Source organism: Pseudomonas sp. MC6, from assembly GCF_054790575.1.
The window spans coordinates 3775364-3799010 of record NZ_CP186504.1 but is presented as its reverse complement, the minus strand read 5'-3'; the positions used below and the strand labels follow the sequence as shown (position 1 = coordinate 3799010).

General features: G+C 59.6%; 22 protein-coding genes. 17 read left to right on the top strand and 5 right to left on the bottom strand.

Annotated elements, in window-relative coordinates; all coding sequences use genetic code 11:
• Nucleotides 1–348: 348 nt before the first annotated feature.
• The 7 genes from prfB (at nt 349) to ACOYXE_RS17070 (ending at nt 7283) form a co-directional block, all read left to right on the top strand.
• A protein-coding gene (gene prfB / locus ACOYXE_RS17100; RefSeq protein ID WP_102358477.1) for a peptide chain release factor 2 occupies nt 349–1444 on the top strand; the annotation gives its coding sequence in 2 pieces (ribosomal slippage) (nt 349–420 and nt 422–1444; 1095 coding nt in all).
• 114 nt (nt 1445–1558) lie between these two features.
• The gene (gene lysS, locus ACOYXE_RS17095; RefSeq protein ID WP_064120555.1) at nt 1559–3061 is read left to right on the top strand and encodes a lysine--tRNA ligase; all 1503 of its coding nucleotides are present in this window, start codon (nt 1559–1561) and stop codon (nt 3059–3061) included.
• 105 nt (nt 3062–3166) lie between these two features.
• Nucleotides 3167–3880: a TetR/AcrR family transcriptional regulator gene (locus tag ACOYXE_RS17090; RefSeq protein WP_093104335.1), complete on the top strand. Its 714-nt coding sequence runs from the start codon at nt 3167–3169 to the stop codon at nt 3878–3880.
• Nucleotides 3881–4035: 155 nt separating this feature from the next.
• Nucleotides 4036–4590: a hypothetical protein gene (locus ACOYXE_RS17085; RefSeq protein ID WP_460926320.1), complete on the top strand. Its 555-nt coding sequence runs from the start codon at nt 4036–4038 to the stop codon at nt 4588–4590.
• Between the two features lie 59 nt (nt 4591–4649).
• The gene (locus ACOYXE_RS17080) at nt 4650–5900 is read left to right on the top strand and encodes a flavohemoglobin expression-modulating QEGLA motif protein (protein WP_174244492.1); all 1251 of its coding nucleotides are present in this window, start codon (nt 4650–4652) and stop codon (nt 5898–5900) included.
• A 151-nt stretch (nt 5901–6051) separates the two neighbouring features.
• Entirely contained in the window at nt 6052–6957 is a 906-nt protein-coding gene (locus tag ACOYXE_RS17075) for an alpha/beta hydrolase (RefSeq protein WP_160056155.1), read from the top strand.
• Nucleotides 6954–7283 (top strand): hypothetical protein, encoded by a 330-nt coding sequence (locus ACOYXE_RS17070; protein ID WP_194933264.1) that lies wholly within the window; start codon nt 6954–6956, stop codon nt 7281–7283. Before ACOYXE_RS17075 ends, ACOYXE_RS17070 begins: the two co-directional genes overlap by 4 nt.
• Nucleotides 7284–7530: 247 nt before the next feature.
• On the opposite strand, the gene ACOYXE_RS17065 is transcribed toward ACOYXE_RS17070, so the two are convergent.
• The 3 genes from ACOYXE_RS17065 to ACOYXE_RS17055 all read right to left on the bottom strand — a co-directional run bounded on the left by ACOYXE_RS17065 (nt 7531) and on the right by ACOYXE_RS17055 (nt 9502).
• A complete protein-coding gene (locus ACOYXE_RS17065; protein WP_116028721.1) occupies nt 7531–8319 on the bottom strand; it encodes an OmpA family protein in 789 nt (262 codons plus the stop codon).
• 55 nt (nt 8320–8374) lie between these two features.
• Nucleotides 8375–8779, bottom strand: coding sequence for a DUF4398 domain-containing protein (locus ACOYXE_RS17060; RefSeq protein ID WP_034154861.1), 405 nt, complete (start codon nt 8777–8779; stop codon nt 8375–8377).
• A 378-nt stretch (nt 8780–9157) separates the two neighbouring features.
• On the bottom strand, nt 9158–9502 hold the full coding sequence (locus ACOYXE_RS17055; RefSeq protein WP_405122244.1) for a pilin assembly protein: 345 nt from the start codon (nt 9500–9502) through the stop codon (nt 9158–9160).
• Nucleotides 9503–9715: 213 nt separating this feature from the next.
• On the opposite strand from ACOYXE_RS17055, the gene ppc reads away from it, so the two are divergent.
• From ppc to ACOYXE_RS17020, 7 genes are all read left to right on the top strand, one after another.
• Nucleotides 9716–12346: a phosphoenolpyruvate carboxylase gene (gene ppc, locus ACOYXE_RS17050; RefSeq protein WP_460926319.1), complete on the top strand. Its 2631-nt coding sequence runs from the start codon at nt 9716–9718 to the stop codon at nt 12344–12346.
• Nucleotides 12347–12646: 300 nt separating this feature from the next.
• Entirely contained in the window at nt 12647–13297 is a 651-nt protein-coding gene (gene adk / locus ACOYXE_RS17045; protein WP_160056163.1) for an adenylate kinase, read from the top strand.
• 93 nt (nt 13298–13390) lie between these two features.
• Nucleotides 13391–14065: a tRNA (adenosine(37)-N6)-threonylcarbamoyltransferase complex dimerization subunit type 1 TsaB gene (gene tsaB / locus ACOYXE_RS17040; RefSeq protein WP_405122242.1), complete on the top strand. Its 675-nt coding sequence runs from the start codon at nt 13391–13393 to the stop codon at nt 14063–14065.
• Nucleotides 14066–14287: 222 nt separating this feature from the next.
• The gene (locus tag ACOYXE_RS17035) at nt 14288–14599 is read left to right on the top strand and encodes a hypothetical protein (protein WP_102900558.1); all 312 of its coding nucleotides are present in this window, start codon (nt 14288–14290) and stop codon (nt 14597–14599) included.
• The gene (locus tag ACOYXE_RS17030) at nt 14599–15459 is read left to right on the top strand and encodes a DUF72 domain-containing protein (protein WP_460926318.1); all 861 of its coding nucleotides are present in this window, start codon (nt 14599–14601) and stop codon (nt 15457–15459) included. Before ACOYXE_RS17035 ends, ACOYXE_RS17030 begins: the two co-directional genes overlap by 1 nt.
• 31 nt (nt 15460–15490) lie before the next feature.
• Nucleotides 15491–16312: an isocitrate lyase/PEP mutase family protein gene (locus ACOYXE_RS17025; protein WP_405122240.1), complete on the top strand. Its 822-nt coding sequence runs from the start codon at nt 15491–15493 to the stop codon at nt 16310–16312.
• 2 nt (nt 16313–16314) lie between these two features.
• The gene (locus ACOYXE_RS17020; protein WP_160056171.1) at nt 16315–17007 is read left to right on the top strand and encodes an extensin-like domain-containing protein; all 693 of its coding nucleotides are present in this window, start codon (nt 16315–16317) and stop codon (nt 17005–17007) included.
• Nucleotides 17008–17010: 3 nt separating this feature from the next.
• Here ACOYXE_RS17020 and ACOYXE_RS17015 read toward each other — a convergent pair whose 3' ends face one another.
• The gene (locus ACOYXE_RS17015; RefSeq protein ID WP_160056173.1) at nt 17011–17631 is read right to left on the bottom strand and encodes an energy transducer TonB; all 621 of its coding nucleotides are present in this window, start codon (nt 17629–17631) and stop codon (nt 17011–17013) included.
• A 92-nt stretch (nt 17632–17723) separates the two neighbouring features.
• Here ACOYXE_RS17015 and ACOYXE_RS17010 point away from each other — a divergent pair, with 92 nt between their 5' ends.
• The gene (locus ACOYXE_RS17010) at nt 17724–18506 is read left to right on the top strand and encodes a class I SAM-dependent methyltransferase (RefSeq protein ID WP_405122239.1); all 783 of its coding nucleotides are present in this window, start codon (nt 17724–17726) and stop codon (nt 18504–18506) included.
• A 115-nt stretch (nt 18507–18621) separates the two neighbouring features.
• On the opposite strand, the gene ACOYXE_RS17005 is transcribed toward ACOYXE_RS17010, so the two are convergent.
• Nucleotides 18622–19257: a TetR/AcrR family transcriptional regulator gene (locus tag ACOYXE_RS17005; RefSeq protein WP_160056177.1), complete on the bottom strand. Its 636-nt coding sequence runs from the start codon at nt 19255–19257 to the stop codon at nt 18622–18624.
• Between the two features lie 94 nt (nt 19258–19351).
• Here ACOYXE_RS17005 and ACOYXE_RS17000 point away from each other — a divergent pair, with 94 nt between their 5' ends.
• Complete coding sequence (locus tag ACOYXE_RS17000; protein WP_160056179.1) at nt 19352–20452, top strand: efflux RND transporter periplasmic adaptor subunit; 1101 nt, start codon at nt 19352–19354, stop codon at nt 20450–20452.
• A gap of 6 nt (nt 20453–20458) precedes the next feature.
• Nucleotides 20459–23527 carry an efflux RND transporter permease subunit gene (locus ACOYXE_RS16995; protein WP_460926317.1) on the top strand — a complete coding sequence of 1023 codons (3069 nt, stop codon included), beginning with the start codon at nt 20459–20461 and terminating at the stop codon, nt 23525–23527.
• Nucleotides 23528–23647: the final 120 nt, after the last annotated feature.

Genomic DNA, 23647 nt, shown 5'->3' with positions numbered 1-23647 from the left:
CGGCTAACCCTCATCGGAACGCCGCCCGCCCAGCCCTCTCCCGGAGGGAGAGGGGGCCGACCGAGGTGTCTGGCGCTGTACATCGACCTGATCGACCGAGTCGATTATGGATCTTCAAGCTTGGCAGTTCCGAATTCAGCTAAGCCCTTTCACGTCGGCGTACCTCCCGAACATCCCCCGATCGGTCCCCTCTCCCTCTGGGAGAGGGCTAGGGTGAGGGCTGGCAATCTTGACTCAGACAGAAACCTCAAGCCATTCACCCCCGGAGCCGCCAGACGGGCTGCCGTTACAGCCTGTTTACGTTATACTCGCCGGCTTTCAAAAGTTCGCCAACGAGTGCTGCCCGTCATGGAAATCAACCCGATCCTGAACACCATCAAGGACCTGTCCGAGCGCTCCGAAACTATTCGGGGGTATCTTTGACTACGATCAAAAGCATGAGCGTCTGACTGAGGTCAATCGCGAGCTTGAAGATCCGAGTGTCTGGAACAAACCTGAATATGCCCAGGAGTTGGGCCGCGAGCGTTCGGCGCTGGCGCAGATCGTCGATACCCTCGATGAACTGAACGCCGGCCTGGCCGATTGCCGCGATCTGCTGGACATGGCCGTCGAAGAAAACGACGAAGGCGCAGTGGGCGATGTCGTCGCCGAGCTGGCCCGTCTCGAGGAAAATCTGGCCAAGCTGGAATTCCGTCGCATGTTCAGCCATGAAATGGACCCGAACAACGCCTACCTGGACATCCAGGCCGGTTCCGGCGGCACCGAAGCCCAGGACTGGGCCAACATCCTCCTGCGCATGTACCTGCGCTGGGCGGATAAGCGCGGTTTCGATGCGACCATCATGGAACTGTCGGCCGGTGAAGTCGCCGGTATCAAAGGTGCGACCGTGCACATCAAGGGCGAATACGCCTTTGGCTGGTTGCGTACCGAGATCGGCGTACACCGTCTGGTGCGCAAGAGCCCGTTCGACTCCGGCAACCGTCGCCACACCTCGTTCTCCGCGGTTTTCGTTTCGCCAGAGATCGATGACAAGGTCGAAATCGAAATCAACCCGGCAGACCTGCGGATCGACACCTATCGTTCCTCCGGTGCCGGTGGTCAGCACGTAAACACCACCGACTCGGCCGTACGTATCACTCACGTACCGACCAACACCGTGGTCAGCTGCCAGAACGAACGTTCCCAGCACGCCAACAAGGACACCGCCATGAAAATGCTGCGGGCCAAGTTGTACGAGCAGGAAATGCAGAAACGCAACGCCGCGTCGCAAGCGCTGGAAGACACCAAGTCGGACATCGGCTGGGGGCACCAGATCCGCTCGTACGTGCTCGATGCGTCGCGGATCAAGGATCTGCGCACCAACATCGAACGCAGCGACTGCGACAAGGTACTCGACGGCGACATCGACGAATATCTGTATGCCAGCCTGAAATCGGGCCTGTAAAAGACGCAATACAGCATCGGCTGATTCAAGCCGATCCCTGTAGGAGCCAGCCCAGCTGGCGATCTCCGGGCCGCAAGGCCCGGGGGCAACGAACCTGATGGAATATCTAAAGACATGAGCGACCAACAACTCGACCCGCAAGCCCTGCAACAGGAAGAAAACTCCCTGATCGCCCTGCGCAAGGAAAAGCTGGCTGCCGAGCGCGCCAAGGGCAACGCCTTCCCGAACGACTTCCGCCGCGAAAACTACTGCGAAGATCTGCAGAAGAAATACGCGGACAAGACCAAGGAAGAGCTGGCAGAGGCTGCAATCCCGGTCAAGGTTGCCGGTCGCATCATGCTCAACCGTGGCTCGTTCATGGTGATCCAGGACATGACCGGTCGCATCCAGGTCTACGTCAACCGTAAAACCCTGTCGGAAGACACCCTGGCCGCGGTGAAAACCTGGGACATGGGCGACATCATTGCCGCCGAAGGCACCCTGGCGCGTTCCGGCAAGGGTGACCTGTACGTTGAAATGACCAGCGTGCGTCTGCTGACCAAATCGCTGCGTCCGCTGCCGGACAAGCACCACGGCCTGACCGACACCGAACAGCGTTACCGTCAGCGCTACGTTGACCTGATCGTCAACGACGAAGTGCGTCAGACGTTCCGCGTGCGTTCGCAAGTGATCGCGCACATCCGCAGCTTCCTGATGAAGCGCGACTTCCTCGAAGTCGAAACGCCGATGCTGCAGACCATTCCTGGCGGCGCCGCAGCCAAGCCGTTCGAAACCCACCACAACGCGCTGGACATGGAAATGTTCCTGCGTATCGCCCCAGAGCTGTATCTGAAGCGTCTGGTGGTCGGTGGCTTTGAAAAGGTTTTCGAGATCAACCGCAACTTCCGTAACGAAGGCGTTTCGACTCGTCACAACCCTGAATTCACCATGTTGGAGTTCTATCAGGCTTACGCCGATTACGAAGACAACATGGACCTGACCGAAGAATTGTTCCGTGAACTGGCGCAGCTGGTTCTGGGCAGCACCGACGTGCCGTACGGCGACAAGGTGTTCCACTTCGGCGAGCCGTTCGTACGTCTGTCGGTGTTCGACTCGATCCTCAAGTACAACCCTGAGCTGACCGCCGATGATCTGAACGACATCGACAAGGCCCGCGCCATTGCTAAGAAAGCCGGCGCCAAGGTGCTGGGCTTCGAAGGTCTGGGCAAGCTGCAGGTGATGATTTTCGAAGAACTGGTCGAGCACAAGCTGGAACAGCCGCACTTCATCACTCAGTACCCGTTTGAAGTGTCGCCGCTGGCCCGTCGTAACGACGACAACCCGAACGTCACCGACCGTTTCGAGCTGTTCATCGGCGGCCGCGAAATCGCCAACGCCTACTCCGAGTTGAACGACGCCGAAGACCAGGCCGAGCGCTTCATGGCGCAGGTGGCCGACAAGGACGCCGGCGACGACGAAGCCATGCACTACGACGCCGACTTCGTGCGTGCGCTGGAGTACGGCATGCCGCCAACGGCGGGTGAAGGCATCGGCATCGATCGTCTGGTGATGTTGTTGACCAACTCGCCGTCGATTCGCGATGTGATCCTGTTCCCGCACATGCGACCGCAAGCGTAAACGTTTCAGTTGAAAAGCCGCCTAAAACAGGCGGCTTTTTATTGCCTGTCTGGTACAAATGTATCAATTGGTTAATTTTGCAATAGCAGAGGAAGTTCTGTCGTGATGGGTGCAATAGCTCAAGAGGGTGCAGCGGGTATCGCCACTGCGGTCGCTGAAAGTGTTCAGTACCAGGGTCGCAAGGCCAGCCGACAGGGCAGTGAGCAGCGTCGACAGGACATTCTCGACGCGGCGATGCGCATTGTCGTGCGCGACGGCGTGCGTGCCGTGCGCCACCGCGCCGTGGCTGCCGAGGCCGGTGTGCCGTTGTCGGCGACCACCTATTACTTCAAAGACATCGACGACTTGCTCACCGATACCTTCGCCCAGTATGTGGAGCGCAGTGCAGCGTACATGGCCAAGTTGTGGATCAACAACGAAGGCTTGCTGCGTGAAATGGTGGTCAGCGGTGACGGCAGCCCGGAGTCGCGCTCGCAACTGGCCGATGACATTGCACGGTTGATGGCTGATTACGTGCACCGGCAATTGATTAATCGCCGTGAGCATTTGATGGCCGAACAGGCATTCCGTCAGGAGGCGCTGCTCAACCCGCGCCTGGCGATTCTGGTGCGCTCGCATCAGCAGATTCTGTTGCAGGGCACCTGCCAGTTGTTTCAGGTACTGGGCTCGCGTGAGCCACAGCAGGATGCCAAGGTGTTGACGGCGATTATCGGACGGATGGAATATCAGGGCCTGCTCAACGACGCCGAGCCTTTGGCCGAAGAGGACATGCTCGGGATTCTGACGCGCTACATGCACCTGGTGCTCGCGTCGGTGTAATCCGCTGTTGCTTCACCCTGTGGGAGCGAGCCTGCTCGCGAATGCGGTCTGACATTCAACATCTTTGTTGCCTGACACACCGCTTTCGCGAGCAGGCTCGCTCACACAGGGTAATGTGGCGATGTTCAGGGCCGTGTGTTCATAGGGAGTGTTGAATGAAAGCCTGGCGTGGTGTGCTGATCGCCTTGTCGTTCCTGCTGCTCAGTGGCTGTCTGGTGACCTTCAAAGAGCCGCTGGCCGCCAGTGATCCCGCGCCCAAGGGCTTGCTCGGCAAATGGTCGAGCACCAATGCCTGGGGCGAGCCGATGAACCTTGAGCTGACGCGATTGGGCAGCGATCGTTACCAGGCCGTCACGTACTTCAAGGCCAAACCCCACGAACGCGAAGCCTATCCCTTCACCGTGTCGCGCCACGGCAACCGCTGGTATCTGTCGGCGAAAGTCCCGGCGCAGTACGGCGGCCACTTCACCATCGCCGGTTTCGAACTCACCGAAAAACACGAATTGGTGGTCTACAACCTCGATCTCGAGCAGATCAATCAAGCGATCAAACAGAAAGCCCTCGACGGTCAGGCCTTCCAGACCGACGATGGCGACGGCGTGCAAGTCGACAGCAACCTCGACAAGGTCTTTGCTTACCTCGACGATCCGGCCAATTCCGATGTCTTCGTTGAAGCCGTGCGCTACCAGCGCCAGGCCCGCGACAAATAATTCATACGTCAGGTGTTCTACAGGAGTTTCGGGTGGACGATTACCAGCAGACGATACGCATGTTGTCCGACCGCATTGTGCTGGCGCAGACGCCGATCCGCGTACTCGACGCGGTCAAGTGGGACGAAAACATCCGCAAGGGCTTCCTCAAGGCCAAAGGCAAGGAAATGCCGGCGGTGGATCGCGACTACTACCTCAACCGGCCGCTGAGTTTCGATTCGAGCAAGGTCAAACTGGAATTCCAGAACATCGAGCGCGACATCACCCGCCAGCTCGGCCAGTTCAACCCGGTCGGGCAGATCATGCGGCGCATGTGCAAGGAGTACCGCATGGTGGTACGCATGCTCGAAGCGCGCGGCACCGAGGATTTCGGGTTGATCTCGCAAGAACTGTATGGCGCAGCGTCCGATGCGTTCCACGCCGGTGACCCTACGCTGGCCGACCTCGGTCTGATGATGTCCGACTACCTGAACAACATCGATGGCCGTGGCGACCTCAAGGACGAGCCGAAAGTCCTCACCGCCAAGGACGCCGTGCACTTGCTGCAGACCCGTCTGAACAAGGTGTTCGGCGAGGCCGAGGAAACCATCCGCGTGTTCGAGTCCGACGGCATCGTTGCCGACGCGGCGGCGGGCGCCGATTACATCAAGATCCGCACCGACGCAATGTTCAACGACCGCGACGTGCGCGCGCTGGAGGTTCACGAAGGCCTGGTGCACGTCGGCACTACGCTAAACGGTTTGAACCAGCCGATCTGCACCTTCCTGTCCAAAGGCCCACCGTCGTCGACGGTGACCCAGGAAGGCCTGGCGATTCTGATGGAAATCATCACCTTCGCCTCCTACCCGAGTCGCCTGCGCAAACTGACCAACCGCACCCGCGCCATTCACATGGTCGAGGAGGGCGCGGACTTCTTGCAGATCTTCGAGTTTTTCCGCGAACAGGGTTTTGAGATGGCGGACAGCTACGGCAACGCCAGTCGCGTTTTCCGTGGATCGACGCCGACGGGGCTGCCATTTACCAAAGACTTGTCCTACCTCAAGGGCTTTATCATGGTTTACAACTACATTCAGTTGGCCGTGCGTAAAGGCAAGCTTGAACAGATACCGCTGTTGTTCTGCGGCAAGACCACGCTGGAAGACATGCGTACCTTGCGTCAGCTGGTGGATGAAGGATTGGTGGTACCGCCCAAGTATCTGCCGGATCAGTTCCGCGATTTGAATGCGTTGTCGGCGTGGATGTGCTTCTCCAACTTCCTCAACCACTTGAGCCTGGACCGGATCGAAGCGGACTACTCCAATATTCTTTGACCCACAAAAAATCCCCTGTAGGAGTGAGCCTGCTCGCGATAGCGGTGTGTCAATCAACATTAATATCGACTGATGCACCGCTATCGCGAGCAGGCTCACTCCTACAGGTTTGTTCTGTATTCCAACCCGAATTTCTGCGAGGTTTCACCGGATGAGAATCCTCGGCATCTTCTGCCTGCTCCTGACCCTCGGCGGTTGCAGCTCTTTGTTGTTCTACCCCGAACCCGGCCAGATCTTCACGCCGGAAAAAGCCAAGCTCGAATACCGGACGGTAACTCTGGTTACCGCTGATGGCTTGAAGCTCAACGCCTGGTGGCTGCCGGCCAAATCCGGCGTCGAAGTCAAAGGCACTGTCCTGCACTTGCACGGCAACGGCGGCAATCTGCCGATGCACCTCGGCGGCAGTTGGTGGTTGCCGAAGAACGGCTATCAAGTGTTGCTGGTCGACTATCGCGGTTATGGCTTGTCCGAGGGCGAGCCGAGTTTGCCGGCGATCTATCAGGATATCGACGCCGCATTCGCCTGGCTCGACAAGGCGCCGGAGGTGAACGGCAAACCGCTGGTTTTACTCGGCCAGAGCCTCGGTGGTTCGATGGCGGTGCATTGGCTGGTACAACATCCTGAAAGACAAAAACAGCTCAAGGCTTTGGTGCTCGACGGCGTGCCCGCCAGCTATCGCAGCGTGGGGCAATACGCGCTGAGCACAGCGTGGCTGACCTGGCCATTTCAGGTGCCGCTGTCGTGGCTGGTGCCGGACGGTGACAGCGCAATCAACTCGATGCCGCAGCTCAACGGCGTGCCGAAGCTGATCTTCCACAGCATCGACGATCCGCTGGTGCCACTTTCCAACGGCATCCGTCTGTATCAAGCTGCGCCGCCACCGCGCGTGCTGCAACTGACTCGCGGCGGCCATGTGCAGACCTTCGGCGATCCGGTGTGGCGTCAGGTCATGCTGCGCTACCTCGACGACCCCGAGCATTTCAACGGCTTGCGCCGTCTCGGCGAAATCCCCAATTACCCGCAGCCCCCGAATTCTGAAGATGAGAGTCCGCAATGACTGAAGAACGTAACGCCATCCCGCTAATCATCACCGGTATCTGCAGCATTCTCGGCACTGTCGGGGCGCTGTGGTACTACGGCTACCTGCATTTCGCCAAACCCGAGGATGCGTTGCTGCTTAACGAGTTCACCATGCTCAAGACCGTGCCGGGTGAGGATTACAAAGTCTCGCTGGACCCGGCGCCGCAAGTGGCGCAGTGCATTGATGGCGTACTGGTGTTGTTCGATACCGAACAGAAAGGTTTGACCGGTGTACTGATCAACGCGCAGAAGAAAGCGGTGCGTTGCATGGGCGAAGAAACCCCGCAGAAGCTGCAAGAGTGATTCTGCAGGTTCAGCCCTCACCCTAACCCTCCCGAAACGTCGGACCGCCCAGAGGGAGAGGGGACTGACCGTGGTGTCTTTCGAGTTACGCCGACCTGATCCATCGTGTAGAACACAAATTCTGAAAGCACCACAAATCGCCTCCCTCTCCCTCGGGAGAGGGCTGGGGTGAGGGGCCGCGATGTCAGCGCCACAAAAAAGCCCCGCCTGATCACTCAAGCGGGGCTTTTGCGTTACAGCAGGGCGCTTAGTTCGAGCTAACCGCCGAACGTGGCATCACTGGCTGGTTGTCGTTGGAAATGGTTACTTCCACACGACGGTTCATCGCACGGCCGGAGACGCTGCCGTTCTCGGCAACCGGGTATTCCTTGCCGTAGCCCTGAGCCACGATGCGCGCTGGATCAACGCCCATTTTCACCAGAGCGGTACGTACGGAATTGGCGCGACGCTCGGACAGAGTCTGGTTGTGGCTCGCAGTACCGGTGCTGTCGGTGTAGCCCTCGACGATCACCTTGCGATCAGGGTTTTCCTGGAGGAATTGCGCTAGTTTGTTGATGTTCACCAGACCGCTGGATTTCAGATCGGCACGGTCGGTGGCGAATAGCACGTCACCGAAAGTCACCAGCGTACCGCGATCGGTCTGCTTGGCGTTCAGGCTGTCCTGCAGCTGTTTGATCTGCTGATCGCGAGCATCCAGACGCGCTTGAGCACGTTGGGCAGCAGCGTTCTTCAGATTGTTTTCAGCGGTGCGCAGGGCGATGGTCTGCTTGGCCACCTCCACACGCTGGTTGGTCAGGTAGGCCAGTTGGTCGACCTTGGCGGCGTCTTGCTTGTCCAGATAAGCCTTGTCGGCCTTGTCCAGGTAATCACTGGCGTCCTTGGTTTCCAGCGCCGCGACTTTGCTGGCCTGCGGGTTGGCCTGCAGGCCGGCGTAGTTGGTGCGCGCGTTTTCCAGATTCGGGTTAGGCGGAGTGGAGCAGGCAGCCAGGGCAACGCTTGCGGCCAGAAGAGCTGGGATCATCAGTTGCTTACGCATAATTTGTCGTCCTTTCTATCGATAAAAGTTTCAGCTTTGCGATCGGGATGCGCGCTTACTGCACGGTGCGCTGACTTTCCTGACGCAGTTCCTGAACACCTTTCTGGGAATCCTTCACAGCCTGTTCGGCTTTCGCGGCCTGAGCCTTGCGTTCTGCTACACGAGCGTCCCATTCGGCTTGCTCGGACAGGGTGCGCGCTTCGTCATACTTCTTGTCGTGCATGGCGATTTCGGCTTGTTTCAGCTTGTCCTGCGCTTGCTTCATCTCAACGGCAGCGAATTCGGTACCGCCGGCACTGACGGCGCTGTTCACGGCCGATTGGGTCACGGCGTATTGCTCGGTCGGTGGATTACCAGCGCAACCGGCCAGTACGAAGCTGGTGCCGATGGCCAGAGCCGCCAGTTTCAGACCGCGCAGGTGGGTAAACGAGGTTTGGTTTTTCATGGTCTTCAACTCCATTAGGCATCTCCTGAAAACATCTGAATCCATCCTGGCCGAGGAGCCGCAAGCGACGTGTGAAAGCGCGTTTTTGAAACGCTCGTTCCAGGCGTGGTTACAGGTTCCGACCGGAGGCGTTTTTCAAAAGTTCAGAAAAGATGGCCTATCGCCAAAAAAAATTTTGACCGAATGGACAAGGCTCTAGAGCGGGAACTTTGGCGAGGGAGAGTGGTACGCGCGGGTGTTTCCAATACTGAAAACACGTCGATCCAGAGACAGAAATGCAGTCAATGTGGGAGCGAGCCTGCTCGCGAAAGCGGTGTGCCAGTCACCATCAATGTCGACTGATATAACGCATTCGCGAGCAGGCTCGCTCCCACAGTTTTGATCTGTGGAGTGTCAGTGTTTTGGCTTGCCGGCAGCGGCCGAGAGGTCATGCAAATGTCGGCGCGAAAGGGCTAGAAATCGCGGCGTCGGCCCGACATCCTCATACAACGGATCACCTTCCTCATCCGTCGCCACCACCGTCGAACCTTTCACATACGGCAGGCTCGCTTCAAACTCCTCGAGCGCTGCGCCAATCAGTTCGCCGAGCAGTTCTTCGGCATGCCGTTTGGGGTACATCTCGGCAATCGCAGCCAGACGCGCAGCAGCTTCAACGTCCAGATGAATCGTGTAGCCAGTGTCGGTCAGGCGACCCTTGGCGTTTTCTTCCCAATGCTGGGCGAGTTCACGAATTTTCATGATGACCTCATTTCGCGCCTGCTCATGGCAGGCCTGGGTGAGTGTCCGGCAGCGCCGGCGGCAAGCCGTTGTACGGCTTACTGTTGAGACTAGCTTTTGTCCGCAAGGTTTAAAGTCCCTTGGTCGGCTGCTTGTAAGAAGCGTCGTAGAGCGGCACTCTCTAGGTCATGCACTCGTTTCTAAGCCGTCCGGATTACTGCTGGGGAATTGCTGATGACCGATATTGATGCACGCTTGCGCGAAGACGTTCACCTGCTCGGAGAGCTGTTGGGCAACACCATTCGAGACCAGTACGGCGAAGCCTTTCTCGACAAGATCGAGCAGATTCGCAAGGGCGCCAAGGCCGATCGCCGTGGCTCGATGGACGCTGAACTGAGCGCCAGCCTCAATCAATTGAGCGAGGACGAATTGCTCCCGGTGGCGCGGGCGTTCAACCAGTTTCTCAATCTGGCGAACATCGCCGAGCAGTATCAACTGATCCATCGCCGCGAAGAGTCGCAGCCGGCGCCGTTCGAATCCCGCGTACTGCCTGAGTTGCTCGCCCGTTTACGCAACGAAGGCCACAGCGCCGAGTCGCTGGCCCGGCAACTGGCGCGACTGGAAATCGAACTGGTGCTGACCGCGCACCCGACCGAAGTGGCGCGGCGCACGTTGATCCAGAAATACGACGCGATCGCCGGGCAACTCGCCGCGCAGGATCATCGCGACCTGACCAGCGCCGAACGCGAGCAGATTCAAAACACCCTGCAACGGCTGATCGCCGAAGCCTGGCACACCGAAGAAATCCGCCGCACGCGCCCAACGCCGGTTGATGAGGCCAAGTGGGGTTTCGCAGTGATCGAGCATTCGCTGTGGCAAGCGATCCCCAACCATATGCGCAAGGCCGACAAGGCCTTGTACGAAGCGACCGGCCTGCGTCTGCCACTGGAAGCGGCGCCGATTCGCTTCGCCTCGTGGATGGGCGGCGACCGTGACGGCAACCCCAACGTCACCGCCGCCGTGACTCGCGAAGTGTTGCTGCTGGCGCGCTGGATGGCCGCCGATTTGTACCTGCGCGATGTCGACCATCTGGCGGCTGAACTGTCGATGCAGCAGGCCAGCGATGCCCTCAAAGCCAAGGCCGGCGACAGCGCCGAACCGTATCGTGCGGTGCTCAAACAATTGCGCGAACGCCTGCGCGCGACGCGCAACTGGGCACATGCCGCGCTGACCGCACCGACGCCAGCGCCGTCTGATGTGCTGAGCAACAACCGTGATCTGCTAGATCCGCTGGAGCTGTGCTTCAACTCGTTGCACGAATGCGGCATGGGTGTGATCGCCGATGGCCCGCTGCTTGATTGCCTGCGTCGGGCGGTGACCTTCGGCTTGTTCCTCGTGCGTCTCGATGTACGCCAGGATTCGTCGCGACACAGCTCGGCGATGACCGAAATCACCGATTATCTTGGTCTCGGTCGCTATGAAGACTGGGACGAAGAGCAGCGCATCAGCTTCCTGACCCGTGAACTGAGCAATCGTCGGCCACTGCTGCCGGCGCATTTCAAACCGTCGGCCGACACCGCCGAAGTACTCAACACCTGCAAGGAAGTCGCTGCGGCACCGGGCGCTTCGCTGGGTTCCTACGTAATCTCCATGGCTGGCGCCGCTTCCGATGTGCTCGCCGTGCAACTGCTGCTCAAAGAGTCCGGCGTGTTGCGGCCGATGCGTGTGGTGCCGCTGTTCGAAACCCTCGCCGACCTCGACAACGCCGGGCCGGTGATGGAGCGGCTGTTGCTGTTGCCGGGTTACCGCGCACGGCTGCACGGCCCGCAGGAAGTGATGATCGGCTATTCAGACTCAGCCAAGGACGCCGGCACCACGGCGGCGGCCTGGGCGCAATATCGCGCGCAGGAACGCTTGGTGGAAATCTGCCGCGAGCAGCAAGTCGAACTGCTGTTGTTCCACGGTCGCGGCGGCACCGTGGGCCGGGGCGGTGGCCCGGCGCATGCGGCGATTCTGTCGCAGCCACCGGGTTCGGTGGCGGGGCGTTTCCGCACCACCGAGCAGGGGGAAATGATTCGATTCAAATTCGGCCTGCCGGACATCGCCGAGCAAAACCTCAATCTGTATCTGGCGGCGGTGCTTGAAGCAACGCTACTGCCACCGCCGCCGCCGACACCAGAGTGGCGTCACTTGATGGACGAATTGGCCGCCGATGGCGTCAGCGCTTATCGCCAGGTCGTGCGGGAAAATCCGCAATTCGTCGAGTACTTCCGTCAGTCCACGCCCGAACAGGAATTGGGTCGCTTGCCCCTCGGCAGTCGTCCAGCCAAACGTCGCGCCGGCGGTATCGAAAGTCTGCGGGCGATTCCGTGGATCTTTGGCTGGACACAAACGCGGCTGATGCTGCCGGCGTGGCTGGGTTGGGAGTCGGCACTGAGCAAGGCGCTGGAACGCGGCGAAGGCGAGTTGCTTGGGCAAATGCGCGAACAATGGCCGTTCTTCCGTACGCGTATCGACATGCTCGAAATGGTGCTGGCCAAGGCTGACGCGGATATTGCGCTGTCCTACGATCAGCGCCTGGTCGAGCCTGATCTGCTGCCGTTGGGCGCGCAGTTACGCGACCTATTGTCGCAGGCGTGCGCAGTGGTGCTCGGCCTGACTGGCCAGTCGCAGCTGCTGGCACATAGCCCTGACACCCTTGAATTCATCCGTCTGCGCAACACCTATCTCGACCCGCTGCATCTATTGCAGGCCGAATTGCTGGCCCGCTCGCGGCAGCAGGATGTCGAGCAGGGCAGCCCGGTGGAACAGGCGTTGCTGGTGTCTGTGGCGGGGATTGCCGCCGGTTTGCGAAATACCGGCTAATGTTTTTGTCTGCGCACGCGGCCTCCGGAACACGTAACGGAGGCCGCTTTGCCTGACGGCGCAAAGTGCCGCCAGGCGACAGTTAGTGATGGGGTTGCGACTTGGGTTACCGCGTCGCAAGGTCGCAGGGGGCGTCGGTTTCTCCGACTTTTGGCGTCTTGTGTGGGCGCAGCCTGCTGTGTATCTTGATCAGCCTTTGGCCGTTTGTGCGGCCACGACCCGTATTTTCAGGATTCGTCCCAAGAGGCGAATCCTTTGTTTTGTAAAAGCTTTTTATAAAAAAATTGAGGAGCACATCTAATGCGCGTCATTCTGCTGGGAGCTCCCGGGGCCGGTAAAGGTACTCAGGCTAAGTTCATCACCGAAAAATTCGGCATTCCACAAATTTCCACCGGCGACATGCTGCGTGCAGCGGTCAAGGCCGGTACTCCACTGGGCGTTCAAGCCAAGAGCATCATGGATGCCGGCGGCCTGGTGTCGGATGACCTGATCATCGCACTGGTTCAGGACCGCATCGCTCAGCCAGACTGCGCCAACGGTTTCCTGTTCGACGGCTTCCCGCGCACCATTCCGCAGGCTGAAGCACTGGTCACTGCCGGCGTTGAGCTGGATGCAGTGGTTGAAATCGCTGTTGAAGACGAAGAAATCGTGCAACGCATCGCCGGCCGTCGTGTTCACGAAGCCAGCGGCCGCGTTTACCACATCGTCTACAACCCGCCGAAAATCGCCGGCAAAGACGACATCACTGGCGAAGAGCTGGTACAGCGCAAGGACGACACCGAAGAAACCGTGCGTCATCGCCTGTCGGTCTACCACTCGCAGACCAAGCCTTTGGTGGAGTTCTATCAGAGCCTGTCGACTAAAAATGCTGGCAAGCCGAAGTACAGCCACATCCCGGGCGTTGGTTCGGTTGATGCGATCACCGCCAAGGTGCTGGCCGCGCTGAGCTGAAAAGTCTGAACCGCAGCACCATCCACGGCCCGCTTGCGGGCCGTAGTTGTTTATACTGACGCACTTTTTCCCACCCCTGTTTTGGAAACATCGATGAGCACCTTGCTGGCCCTGGACACCGCGACTGAAGCTTGCTCCGTTGCCTTGCTGCATGACGGCAAGGTCACGAGCCATTACGAGGTGATCCCGCGCCTGCACGCGCAGAAACTGCTGCCGATGATCCAGCAATTGCTGGCCGACGCCGGCACCACGTTGCAAGCGGTCGATGCGATTGCTTTCGGTCGCGGGCCGGGTGCATTTACCGGCGTGCGGATCGCCATTGGTGTGGTGCAAGGGCTGGCGTTTGCGCTGGATCGCCCGGTGTTGCCGGTGTCCAACCTCGCGGTGCTGGCGCAGCGTGCCTATCGCGAACATGGCGTGAGCCAGGTCGCGGCGGCCATCGATGCGCGGATGGATGAGGTGTATTGGGGCTGCTACCGCGAGACGGCGGGGGAGATGCGACTGGTCGGTGCCGAAGCGGTGTTGCCGCCGGAAGTCGCGGCGCTGCCGGCCGATGCCAGCGGTGACTGGTTTGGTGCTGGCACCGGTTGGGGGTATGGCGAGCGTATTGCGGTCGATCTGAGCGGCTCGGATGCAGGCATGCTGCCCCACGCCGAAGACCTGCTGACCCTGGCGCGTTTTGCCTGGGAGCGCGGCGAGTCGATCCCGGCGGATGATGCACAACCGGTTTACCTGCGCGATAAAGTCGCCACCCCCAAGGCTCGTTGAGCCTTTAAAAAGATCGCAGCCTTCGGCAGCTCCGACAGAGATTGCATTCCAACTGTAGGAGCTGCCGAAGGCTGCGATCTTTTGATCTACTGTCGCCAATCGTCAGTTTGTAACCCCTCGCTTTAAACCTTTTGCGCTTTATGTGTTCTAGTTATCACTCGGCAGTTTGCTAAGTCGGTCAAGTGCCGCTAAATTGCCATCATCGATACCGAGCATGAAATTATGCGTATAGACGGCCTTTCCTCTCAGTCCTACCCCATCAAGCGCAAGCCTCGCAAAGGCCATGTGACTGTGGATGAGTCAGTCGACGATATCGACGGTGAGATCGAATTTCCGACTGAAGAGCAACTGGCTGCCCGTGCTGCCGCCAAAGCTGCCGCGCAACGCCTGAGCAATCTGCCCGCCCGCCAACAAGACATGATCTACCACCGTGCGATGAAAAAAAGCGTAGCGATGGCCTTGGCCAGCTATCTGAGCACTGCCGGTTTTGTCGATTGGGATGCAGACGTGCTGGGCCTCGATCTGTACATCTGATGGATCTGCCTTACTACCTCGGTTGTCCGTCCTGGAGCGAAAACGCCTGGCGCGAGTATCTGTACCCGGTAGACGCCAAAACCTCCGATTTCCTCGGTCTCTATTGCCAAGTGTTCAACGCCGTTGAAGGCAACACGACCTTCTACGCCAGCCCGTCACCGGCCACGGTGCAGCGTTGGTCTGAGGTTATGCCTGAACACTTTCGCTTTACCGCCAAATTCCCCGGCGACATCAGTCACAGCGGTGATCTGCGCGAGCAACTGACGGCAGCCGAAACCTTTCTGCAATTACTCAAGCCACTCGGCCAGCGTGTCTCGCCGTCGTGGCTGCAATTGTCGAAAAGCTTCACACCGCAACGGCTGCCGGAACTGGCGGCGTTCATCGATGCGCTGGATTGCCCGCTGGCAGTGGAAGTGCGGCATGAACAGTTCTTCGCCAAGGGCGAGAGCGAACGCTTGCTCAATAGGCTGCTGCTGGACCGTGGCGTGGAACGCATCTGCCTCGACCCGCGTGCGCTGTTCAGCTGCCTGTCGACCGAATCCTCGGTGATCCACGCGCAATCGAAAAAACCGCGCGTGCCGACGCGTCCGGCGGCGTTCACCCAGTTCCCGCAAGTGCGCTTCATTGGCCATCCCGAGCTTGAAGCCAACGATGCGTTCCTGGTGCCGTGGGTAGCGAAAATCGCCGAGTGGATCGAAGAGGGTCGTACGCCGTATATCTTCCTGCACACCGCCGACAACCTGTTGGCGGCAAAACTGGCGCAACGTTTTCACGCACAACTGATGCAACGTTTGCCTGGCCTGCCGGCCCTGCCTGAGCTATACAGAGAACCCGCTGCGGAGCAACTTGGCCTGCTCTGAGGCGGATTTTTTCCTGCCCTGGAGCCTGCCGATGGATGCCCAAGCCCTTAAAGCACACGCCTTCAAAGCCCTGCATGAACGTCCGGGGATTTTCGTCATTCCCAATCCGTGGGATGCGGGGTCGGCGAAAATGCTCGCCAGTCTCGGCTATCAGGCCTTGGCAACGACCAGCGCCGGTTATGCGTTTTCCCAGGGCAAGGCCGATGGTGCGTTGAGTCTCGACGAGACCCTGGCCAATGTCCGCGCGATTGTCGCGGCCACTGATTTGCCGGTGGCGGTGGATCTGGAAAACGGCTTTGCCGATGACCCGGCCGAGGCTGCAAAAAGCCTGCTTCGCGCAGCAGAGGCGGGTGCGGTCGGTGGTTCGATCGAAGACGCGACCGGCCGCGCGGTTGCGCCGATCTATTGCTTCGAACACGCGGTGGCACGTATCGAAGCCGCCGTCGCCGCCGTGCGCACACTGCCATTCCCCTTCATCCTGACTGCCCGCGCGGAAAATTATCTGCACGGCAACCCCGATATCAACGACACCATTCGCCGCTTGCAGGCCTTCGCCGAAGCGGGCGCCGATGTGCTTTACGCACCGGGTTTGCGCAACGCCGAAGAAGTGCTGGCAGTGGTGCGCGCAGTGGCGCCGAAACCGGTCAATGTACTGATGTCTGGCGGTTTGAAACTGACCGTGCAGGAACTGCAGGACATGGGCGTGCGCCGGATCAGCACCGGTTCGGCACTGGCCTTGGCAGCGTTCGGCGAATTCTTTCGCGCCGCCGAAGAGATCCAGCAATCCGGCACCTTCGGCTTTACTTCGCAGTCGATGCCGTACGCCAAGGCCAATCAGTTCTTCAAGGGCTAAGCATGGGGCGATGGATTGCGCTTACTGTCCTGCTGATCATCGGCGGCGCCATGATCAGTGTCTGGCGCGGCTGGCTGGACGTGCCACCGCCATGGAATCCGTGGGCACCGCTGGACGTGAAAGCCGCGCCCAATTGGCTGACCGGCTACAAGTTGATGCGTTTGCGCAGTGATCCTCAGCTCTGCGCCCAGGCGTTAAGCAGTTCCGATCTGCGCGTCACACGTCAAGCCGACAGCCTGGGCGCCGAATGCCCGCTGATCGGCGCCCTGCGCGTACAGAGCGGCGAGGCGGCGCTGAGCAGCAGCTTCCTCGCCAGTTGTCCGCTGGCGGTGGCCTACGCGATGTTCGAGCACCATTCGCTGCAACCCGCCGCACAGTCGGTTTACGGTCAGAAAGTCGCGCGCCTCGATCACCTTGGCAGCTTCGCCTGCCGCAATGTCTACAACCGCGAAAGCGGGGCGCTCAGCCGTCATGCCAGCGCTGATGCGCTGGACATTGCCGGTTTTCGGCTGGCCGACGGCCGCAGCATCAGCGTACTCAAGGACTGGCCGAAGCAAAATCAGGATGCGCAGTTTCTGCGTCAGGTGCGCGACGGCGCCTGCGAGGCGTTCAATGTGGTGTTGAGCCCGGATTACAACGCCGCCCACCGCAATCACTTTCATGTCGATGTCGGGCGCTGGAGCGTGTGTCGCTGAGGCTTAAGCGGCGAGGCGCAGGTTCTGCAGAACGATCGGGCGCGCCCAGCCGTTATCGAAGTCCAGCGCTTTCTGTTGCTCGATGATTTCTTCCGGCGGGAACGGCGGGTAAGGCTTTTGCAGCAGGTCCAGATCGAATTCGGCAATCGGCAGGTACAGCGGTTTCTTCTGCGGTGCCGGGCCAGGCTCTGGAACGGGCTGACCATTGTTGATCACCACCGGACGCACCCAACTGCTGTCGAAATCCTGTTGCTCTTGCTGAGCCTTGAGTTCTTCAGGCGGGAACGGTGGGAATGGCTTGTCAAGCAAGTCCATTTCGAACTCGGCGATCGGCAGGAACAGCGGCTCTGGCGGACGCACTTCGGTTTCGACCACGTCGCACTCGCGCTGGCTGATGATGTGCGCGTGCAGCTCGCTGCCGATGGTCGGCTCTTCCGGGCTGTTCAGGTCAACCGGCGGAAATGTACCGCAGGCAGGCACCACTTCACTCGTCTGTTCGGCCATCGCCTGGGCAAAGAAATCCTGCCACAGGTGACTGACGCCGCTCAGTGCTTGAGTGTTGTGACGGCTAAAGTCGCCATGGGGCGAGATGTAGCCAATCGATGTGGGAAGAATGCCTGACATTTTTTTCGGTTGACGCTCAGCTCTGGCAAAATGCGCGTTGAATGAATTATCGGCGGTTTTTGCCGATCCTTGAATTTTTGAGCGTGTTTTCCATGATCGAACAACCCGCGGCCTGCCGCATCCATGTCGAAGCCCTTGGCGCGACGTATGAAGCGCAAGCCGAGCAGTGGGCCGAGCGCCTCGGTCTGCCGCTTGCAGTGGCGGACGGCGAGTTTGCCTTGCAGGTCGGCGAGCAGGGTTTGCAGTTGCAACAGCTCGGCCCGGATGCGCCGGGACCGGTGCGCGTCGACTTCGTTGAGGGCGGCGCGGCGCATCGGCGCCTATATGGCGGCGGCAGCGGGCAGATGATTGCCAAGGCTGTCGGTATCGCCCAAGGCGTGCGCCCGCGCGTGCTGGATGCGACGGCGGGGCTGGGCAAGGACGCGTTCGTGCTGGCCAGTCTCGGTTGCGAAATGAGCCTGATCGAGCGCCAGCCGCTGATTGGCGCGCTGCTGGAAGATGGTCTGGCACGGGCGGCGGAGGATTTCGACGTGGCACCGATCGTGGCGCGGATGAAATTGCTCAAGGGCAACTCCATCGAGGTCATGCAGAACTGGGAAGGCGAGCCGCCACAGGTGATTTATCTCGATCCGATGTTTCCGCACCGTGAGAAGACCGCGCTGGTGAAGAAGGAAATGCGCCTGTTCCGGCCGTTGGTGGGGGATGATCCGGATGCCCCGGCGTTGCTCGAAGCCGCGTTGGCGTTGGCGACGCACCGGGTGGTGGTCAAGCGGCCGCGCAAGGCGCCGTGCATTGAGGGGCCGAAGCCGAGTCATGCGCTGGATGGAAAATCGAGCCGCTATGACATTTATCCGAAGAAAGCGCTCAAGCCTTAAAACAGAGTCGCTCCTATCGCGAGCAGGCTCACTCCTACAATTGATCTGTGGTGCACACAAATCCACTGTAGGAGTGAGCCTGCTCGCGATAGGGCCAGCCCAAACAGCGCAGAAGCTAAGGTTTGTACGCCCGCATAAACAAAGCCACCACTTCCTGAATATGGCTCTCTGCAGCCTCTTCGCTCAACGGCTCCCCACAGCCATACAACAATCGAAAATTCCCCGCGCCCTTGATCAGGCAGAAGAAATGCTCAGCCGCATTGCGCGGCAGATCGATGCTCAGCGCGCCTGTCTCGTGAATGCGCGTCAACAACCGCTCCATGCCCTGCACCATGCGCTGCGGACCCGCCTCGAAGAAGATCAGCGACAGCTTCGGGTCCTGACTGCCCAGCGCCATGATCAAGCGGTGCAAGTTCACCGACTCATCACTGTTGATCAGGTGATGAAAGCCTCGCGCAATGTTCAGCAACACATTTTCCACAGCGATGCCTTCGGGCAATTCGAAGAACAGCGGCGGTAATTGCTCCTCGCACTTGGCCACGACGGCGGCGGAGAACAGCGTCTCCTTGTCGTTGAAATGGCTGTAGACCGTCAGCTTCGACACGCCGGCCTCGCTGGCGACCGCGTCCATGCTGGTGTTGGCGTAGCCATGACTCAGAAAGAGAATTTTCGCCGCGTCGAGGATGGCCTGGCGCTTGGCCAGATCCTTGGGGCGGCCCGGACCGTTTGGAGCTGAAAGATTGTTCGACATTCTTCGCTTTTATTACTGGACTGGTGAGTTTGCTATTAATAACATACCCGCCAGTATAATTATTCCAAGCACCATTAGCGAAAGGTCCGTCACCATGTTCCGCCATGCGTTGTCCCTCGCGTTGCCAGTGAGTCTGGCGTTCCTTTTGTCAGCGTGTGGTCAGGAAGAGGCGACGCAAGTCACCGTGCGACCGGCCATGGTGGTGCAGCCAGAGCCTTCGGCGCAGGCCATGGAAAGTTATCCGGGCGAGGTGCGCGCCCGCTATGAACCCGATCTGGCCTTTCGCATTGGCGGCAAAGTCAGCCGACGACTGGTCGATGAAGGTCAGCGCGTGAAGGCCGATCAGCCACTCGCCGAACTCGATCCGCAAGATGTACGCCTGCAACTGGAAGCCACCCGCGCCCAAGTCGCCGCCGCCGAAGCCAATCTCAATCTGGTGCGCGCCGAGCGTGATCGCTACAAGACCCTGATGGACCGGCAGATGGTCAGCCGCTCGGCTTACGACAATGCGGAGAACCTTTACCGCTCCGGTGAAGCCCGTCTCAAACAAATCAAAGCTGAATTCAACGTTTCGACCAATCAGGCCAGTTACGCGGTGCTGCGTGCGCCGCAGGATGGCGTGGTGGCCAAGCGTTCGGTCGAGGTGGGGCAGGTCGTCGCCGCCGGGCAAACCGTGTTTACCCTCGCCACCGATGGCGAACGCGAAGTGCTGATCAGCCTGCCGGAGCAGAGCTTCGGCCGCTTCAAGGTCGGTCAGCCAGTGACAGTCGAGCTGTGGACGCAACAGAACCAGCGCTTCGCCGGACAGATCCGCGAACTGTCGCCCGCCGCCGATCCACGCTCACGCACCTTTGCTGCACGTATTTCCTTCACCGGCGGCAAAGTCCCGGCTGAACTGGGCCAGAGCGCCCGTGTATTTGTGCAATCGGCCGACAGCGTTTCCCTGTCGGTGCCGCTCTCGGCACTCACCGCCGAAAACGGCGCTACCTACGTCTGGGTCGTCAACGGCAACAACACCTTGAAGAAAACCCCGGTGCGCGTTGGCCCGTTCGGCGAGAAAAGCGTGCCGGTGCTCGAAGGCCTGAACGCCAGCGACTGGGTGGTCGCTGCCGGAGTGCATGTGCTGCTCGAAGGTCAGCAGGTGCGTCCGGTGGATCGCTCCAACCGTGTGGTCAATCTGGCGGACAAGGAGTAAGCCCCGATGCGCTTCAACCTTTCCGAATGGGCGCTGCGTAATCGCCAGATCGTACTGTTCCTGATGCTTTTACTGGCCATCGTCGGTGCGCTGTCCTACACCAAACTTGGCCAGAGTGAGGACCCGCCGTTTACCTTTAAAGCCATGGTCATCCAGACCCGATGGCCGGGGGCGACCGCGCAGGAAGTCTCGCGTCAGGTCACCGAACGCATTGAAAAGAAACTGATGGAAACCGGCGAGTACGAACGCATCGTGTCGTTCTCGCGCCCCGGTGAATCGCAAGTGACGTTCATTGCCCGCGACTCGATGCACTCCAAGGAAATTCCCGACCTCTGGTATCAGGTGCGCAAGAAGGTCAGCGATATTCGCCAGACCTTGCCACCGGATATACAGGGGCCGTTCTTCAATGATGAATTCGGCACCACGTTCGGCAATATCTATGCGCTGACCGGTGACGGTTTCGATTACGCGGTGCTCAAGGATTACGCCGACCGTATCCAGATCCAGCTACAGCGGGTCAAGGATGTCGGCAAGGTCGACCTGCTCGGTTTGCAGGACGAGAAAATCTGGGTCGAACTGTCCAACGTCAAATTGGCGACCCTCGGCCTGCCGCTGTCGGCGGTACAACAAGCGCTGCAAGAGCAGAACGCGGTGTCCACCGCCGGGTTCTTTGAAACCGGTAGCGAGCGCTTGCAGCTACGGGTCTCGGGGAATTTTCAGACAGTCGATGAGATAAAAAACTTCCCGATCCGCGTCGGCGATCGTACGTTCCGCATCTCCGATGTCGCCGATGTGCGTCGCGGTTTCAACGACCCACCGGCGCCGCGCATGCGTTTCATGGGCGAAGATGCGATTGGTCTCGCGGTGGCGATGAAGGATGGCGGCGACATTCTGGTGCTCGGTAAAGCGCTGGAAGGCGAGTTCTCGCGCATCCAGAAAAACCTTCCGGCCGGCATGCAATTGCGCAAGGTTTCTGACCAGCCGGCGGCGGTGAAAACCGGGGTCGGCGAGTTCGTCCAGGTGCTGGTCGAGGCGCTGGCGATTGTCTTGCTGGTGAGCTTCTTCTCCCTCGGCGTGCGCACCGGCATGGTCGTGGCACTGACCATTCCATTGGTGCTGGCGATGACCTTCGCCTGCATGTATTACCTCGGCATCGGCCTGCACAAGATCTCCCTTGGCGCATTGGTGTTGGCGCTGGGCTTGTTGGTGGACGACGCGATCATCGCCGTAGAAATGATGGCGATTAAAATGGAGCAGGGCTTCGATCGCATCCGTGCAGCGAGCTACGCCTGGACCAGCACCGCGTTCCCGATGCTCACCGGTACGTTGATCACCGCCGCCGGGTTTCTGCCGATTGCCACCGCGCAGTCCGGTACCGGCGAGTACACCCGCTCGATCTTTCAAGTGGTGACCATTGCGTTGCTCGCGTCCTGGGTGGCGGCGGTGGTGTTCGTGCCGTATCTGGGGGAAAAACTCCTGCCGGATCTGGCGAAAATTCATGCAGCCAAACATGGCACGGGTGACGGTCAGCCGGATCCGTATGGCACGCCGTTTTATCAGCGGGTTCGGCGCTTGGTGGAGTGGTGCGTGGCGCATCGCAAGACCGTGATCGTGCTGACGGTGGGGCTGTTTATTGCCTCGGTGATGTTGTTCCGTTTCGTCCCGCAGCAGTTTTTCCCGGCCTCCAATCGGCTGGAGTTGATGGTTGATCTGAAACTGGCTGAAGGCGCGTCGCTGGCTAATACCACTGGTGAGGTGAAACGACTGGAGGCGATGCTCAAGGATCACGCCGGCATCGATAATTACGTGGCGTACGTTGGCACCGGTTCGCCGCGTTTCTATCTGCCGCTGGATCAGCAATTGCCGGCGGCCAGCTTCGCGCAGTTTGTGGTCTTGGCGAAAACCATCGAGGAGCGGGAAGCGCTGCGCACGTGGTTGATTGAAACGCTTAACGAGCAGTTTCCGACATTGCGTTCGCGGGTCACACGTCTGGAAAACGGTCCGCCGGTTGGCTATCCGGTGCAGTTCCGCGTCACCGGCGAACACATCGAAGAGGTCCGCGCGTTGGCGCGCAAAGTGGCGGCCAAGGTTCGCGAGAATCCGCATGTGGTCAACGTGCATCTGGATTGGGAAGAACCGAGCAAGGTTGTTTATCTGAATATCGATCAGGATCGTGCTCGGGCGCTGGGTGTGAGCACAGCCAATCTGGCGAAATTCCTGCAGAGTTCGTTGACCGGGTCGAGTGTCAGTCAGTACCGCGAAGACAATGAGTTGATCGAGATTCTGCTGCGCGGCACGGTGCATGAGCGCACTGAGTTGTCGTTGTTGCCGAGTCTGGCGGTGCCGACGGATAACGGCCGCAGTGTGGCGTTGTCGCAGATTGCCACGCTGGAATACGGCTTTGAGGAGGGGATTATCTGGCATCGCAATCGGCTGCCGAACGTGACCGTGCGCGCCGATATTTATGGCAAGGAGCAGCCGGCGACGTTGGTCAAGCAGATCATGCCGACGCTGGATTCGATTCGTGCCGAGTTGCCGGATGGTTATCTGTTGGATGTTGGCGGCACGGTGGAGGATTCCGAGCGTGGGCAGAAGTCGGTGAATGCCGGGGTGCCGATGTTCATCGTCGTGGTGCTGACGTTGCTGATGGTGCAGTTGCGCAGTTTTTCGCGTACGGCGATGGTGTTTTTGACGGCGCCTTTGGGGTTGATCGGGGTGACGTTGTTCTTGATGGTGTTCCGTCAGCCGTTCGGGTTTGTGGCGATGTTGGGCACGATTGCGCTGTCAGGGATGATCATGCGTAATTCGGTGATTCTGGTGGATCAGATTGAACAGGATATTGCTTCGGGGCTTAAGCCTTGGCAGGCGATTATCGAGGCTACGGTTCGACGCTTCAGGCCGATTGTGTTGACGGCTTTGGCGGCGGTGCTGGCGATGATTCCGTTGTCGCGCAGTGTGTTTTTTGGGCCGATGGCGGTGGCGATCATGGGTGGGTTGATTGTTGCGACTGCGTTGACGCTGTTGTTTTTGCCGGCGTTGTATGCGGCTTGGTTCCGGGTGTGTAGGGACGCTTGATTGTTTTGTGACGTGGCGGCCTTCGGGCCGACCATGTTCTTGGGGTTTTGGGTGCATATCCGTTTCCGCGGGTGCTGCGGCTGGCGGTTTCGCCCTTACGGCGAGTCACCTTTTCCAAAC

Excerpts from the sequence above, each read along its gene's own strand:
- lysS (WP_064120555.1), top strand. The coding sequence starts at position 1,559 with ATGAGCGACCAACAACTCGACCCGCAAGCCCTGCAACAGGAAGAAAAC.
- ACOYXE_RS17090 (WP_093104335.1), top strand. The coding sequence starts at position 3,167 with ATGGGTGCAATAGCTCAAGAGGGTGCAGCGGGTATCGCCACTGCGGTC.
- ACOYXE_RS17085 (WP_460926320.1), top strand. The coding sequence starts at position 4,036 with ATGAAAGCCTGGCGTGGTGTGCTGATCGCCTTGTCGTTCCTGCTGCTC.
- ACOYXE_RS17080 (WP_174244492.1), top strand. The coding sequence starts at position 4,650 with ATGTTGTCCGACCGCATTGTGCTGGCGCAGACGCCGATCCGCGTACTC.
- ACOYXE_RS17075 (WP_160056155.1), top strand. The coding sequence starts at position 6,052 with ATGAGAATCCTCGGCATCTTCTGCCTGCTCCTGACCCTCGGCGGTTGC.
- ACOYXE_RS17070 (WP_194933264.1), top strand. The coding sequence starts at position 6,954 with ATGACTGAAGAACGTAACGCCATCCCGCTAATCATCACCGGTATCTGC.
- ACOYXE_RS17065 (WP_116028721.1), bottom strand. The coding sequence starts at position 8,319 with ATGCGTAAGCAACTGATGATCCCAGCTCTTCTGGCCGCAAGCGTTGCC.
- ACOYXE_RS17060 (WP_034154861.1), bottom strand. The coding sequence starts at position 8,779 with ATGGAGTTGAAGACCATGAAAAACCAAACCTCGTTTACCCACCTGCGC.
- ACOYXE_RS17055 (WP_405122244.1), bottom strand. The coding sequence starts at position 9,502 with ATGAAAATTCGTGAACTCGCCCAGCATTGGGAAGAAAACGCCAAGGGT.
- ppc (WP_460926319.1), top strand. The coding sequence starts at position 9,716 with ATGACCGATATTGATGCACGCTTGCGCGAAGACGTTCACCTGCTCGGA.
- adk (WP_160056163.1), top strand. The coding sequence starts at position 12,647 with ATGCGCGTCATTCTGCTGGGAGCTCCCGGGGCCGGTAAAGGTACTCAG.
- tsaB (WP_405122242.1), top strand. The coding sequence starts at position 13,391 with ATGAGCACCTTGCTGGCCCTGGACACCGCGACTGAAGCTTGCTCCGTT.
- ACOYXE_RS17035 (WP_102900558.1), top strand. The coding sequence starts at position 14,288 with ATGCGTATAGACGGCCTTTCCTCTCAGTCCTACCCCATCAAGCGCAAG.
- ACOYXE_RS17030 (WP_460926318.1), top strand. The coding sequence starts at position 14,599 with ATGGATCTGCCTTACTACCTCGGTTGTCCGTCCTGGAGCGAAAACGCC.
- ACOYXE_RS17025 (WP_405122240.1), top strand. The coding sequence starts at position 15,491 with ATGGATGCCCAAGCCCTTAAAGCACACGCCTTCAAAGCCCTGCATGAA.
- ACOYXE_RS17020 (WP_160056171.1), top strand. The coding sequence starts at position 16,315 with ATGGGGCGATGGATTGCGCTTACTGTCCTGCTGATCATCGGCGGCGCC.
- ACOYXE_RS17015 (WP_160056173.1), bottom strand. The coding sequence starts at position 17,631 with ATGTCAGGCATTCTTCCCACATCGATTGGCTACATCTCGCCCCATGGC.
- ACOYXE_RS17010 (WP_405122239.1), top strand. The coding sequence starts at position 17,724 with ATGATCGAACAACCCGCGGCCTGCCGCATCCATGTCGAAGCCCTTGGC.
- ACOYXE_RS17005 (WP_160056177.1), bottom strand. The coding sequence starts at position 19,257 with ATGTCGAACAATCTTTCAGCTCCAAACGGTCCGGGCCGCCCCAAGGAT.
- ACOYXE_RS17000 (WP_160056179.1), top strand. The coding sequence starts at position 19,352 with ATGTTCCGCCATGCGTTGTCCCTCGCGTTGCCAGTGAGTCTGGCGTTC.
- ACOYXE_RS16995 (WP_460926317.1), top strand. The coding sequence starts at position 20,459 with ATGCGCTTCAACCTTTCCGAATGGGCGCTGCGTAATCGCCAGATCGTA.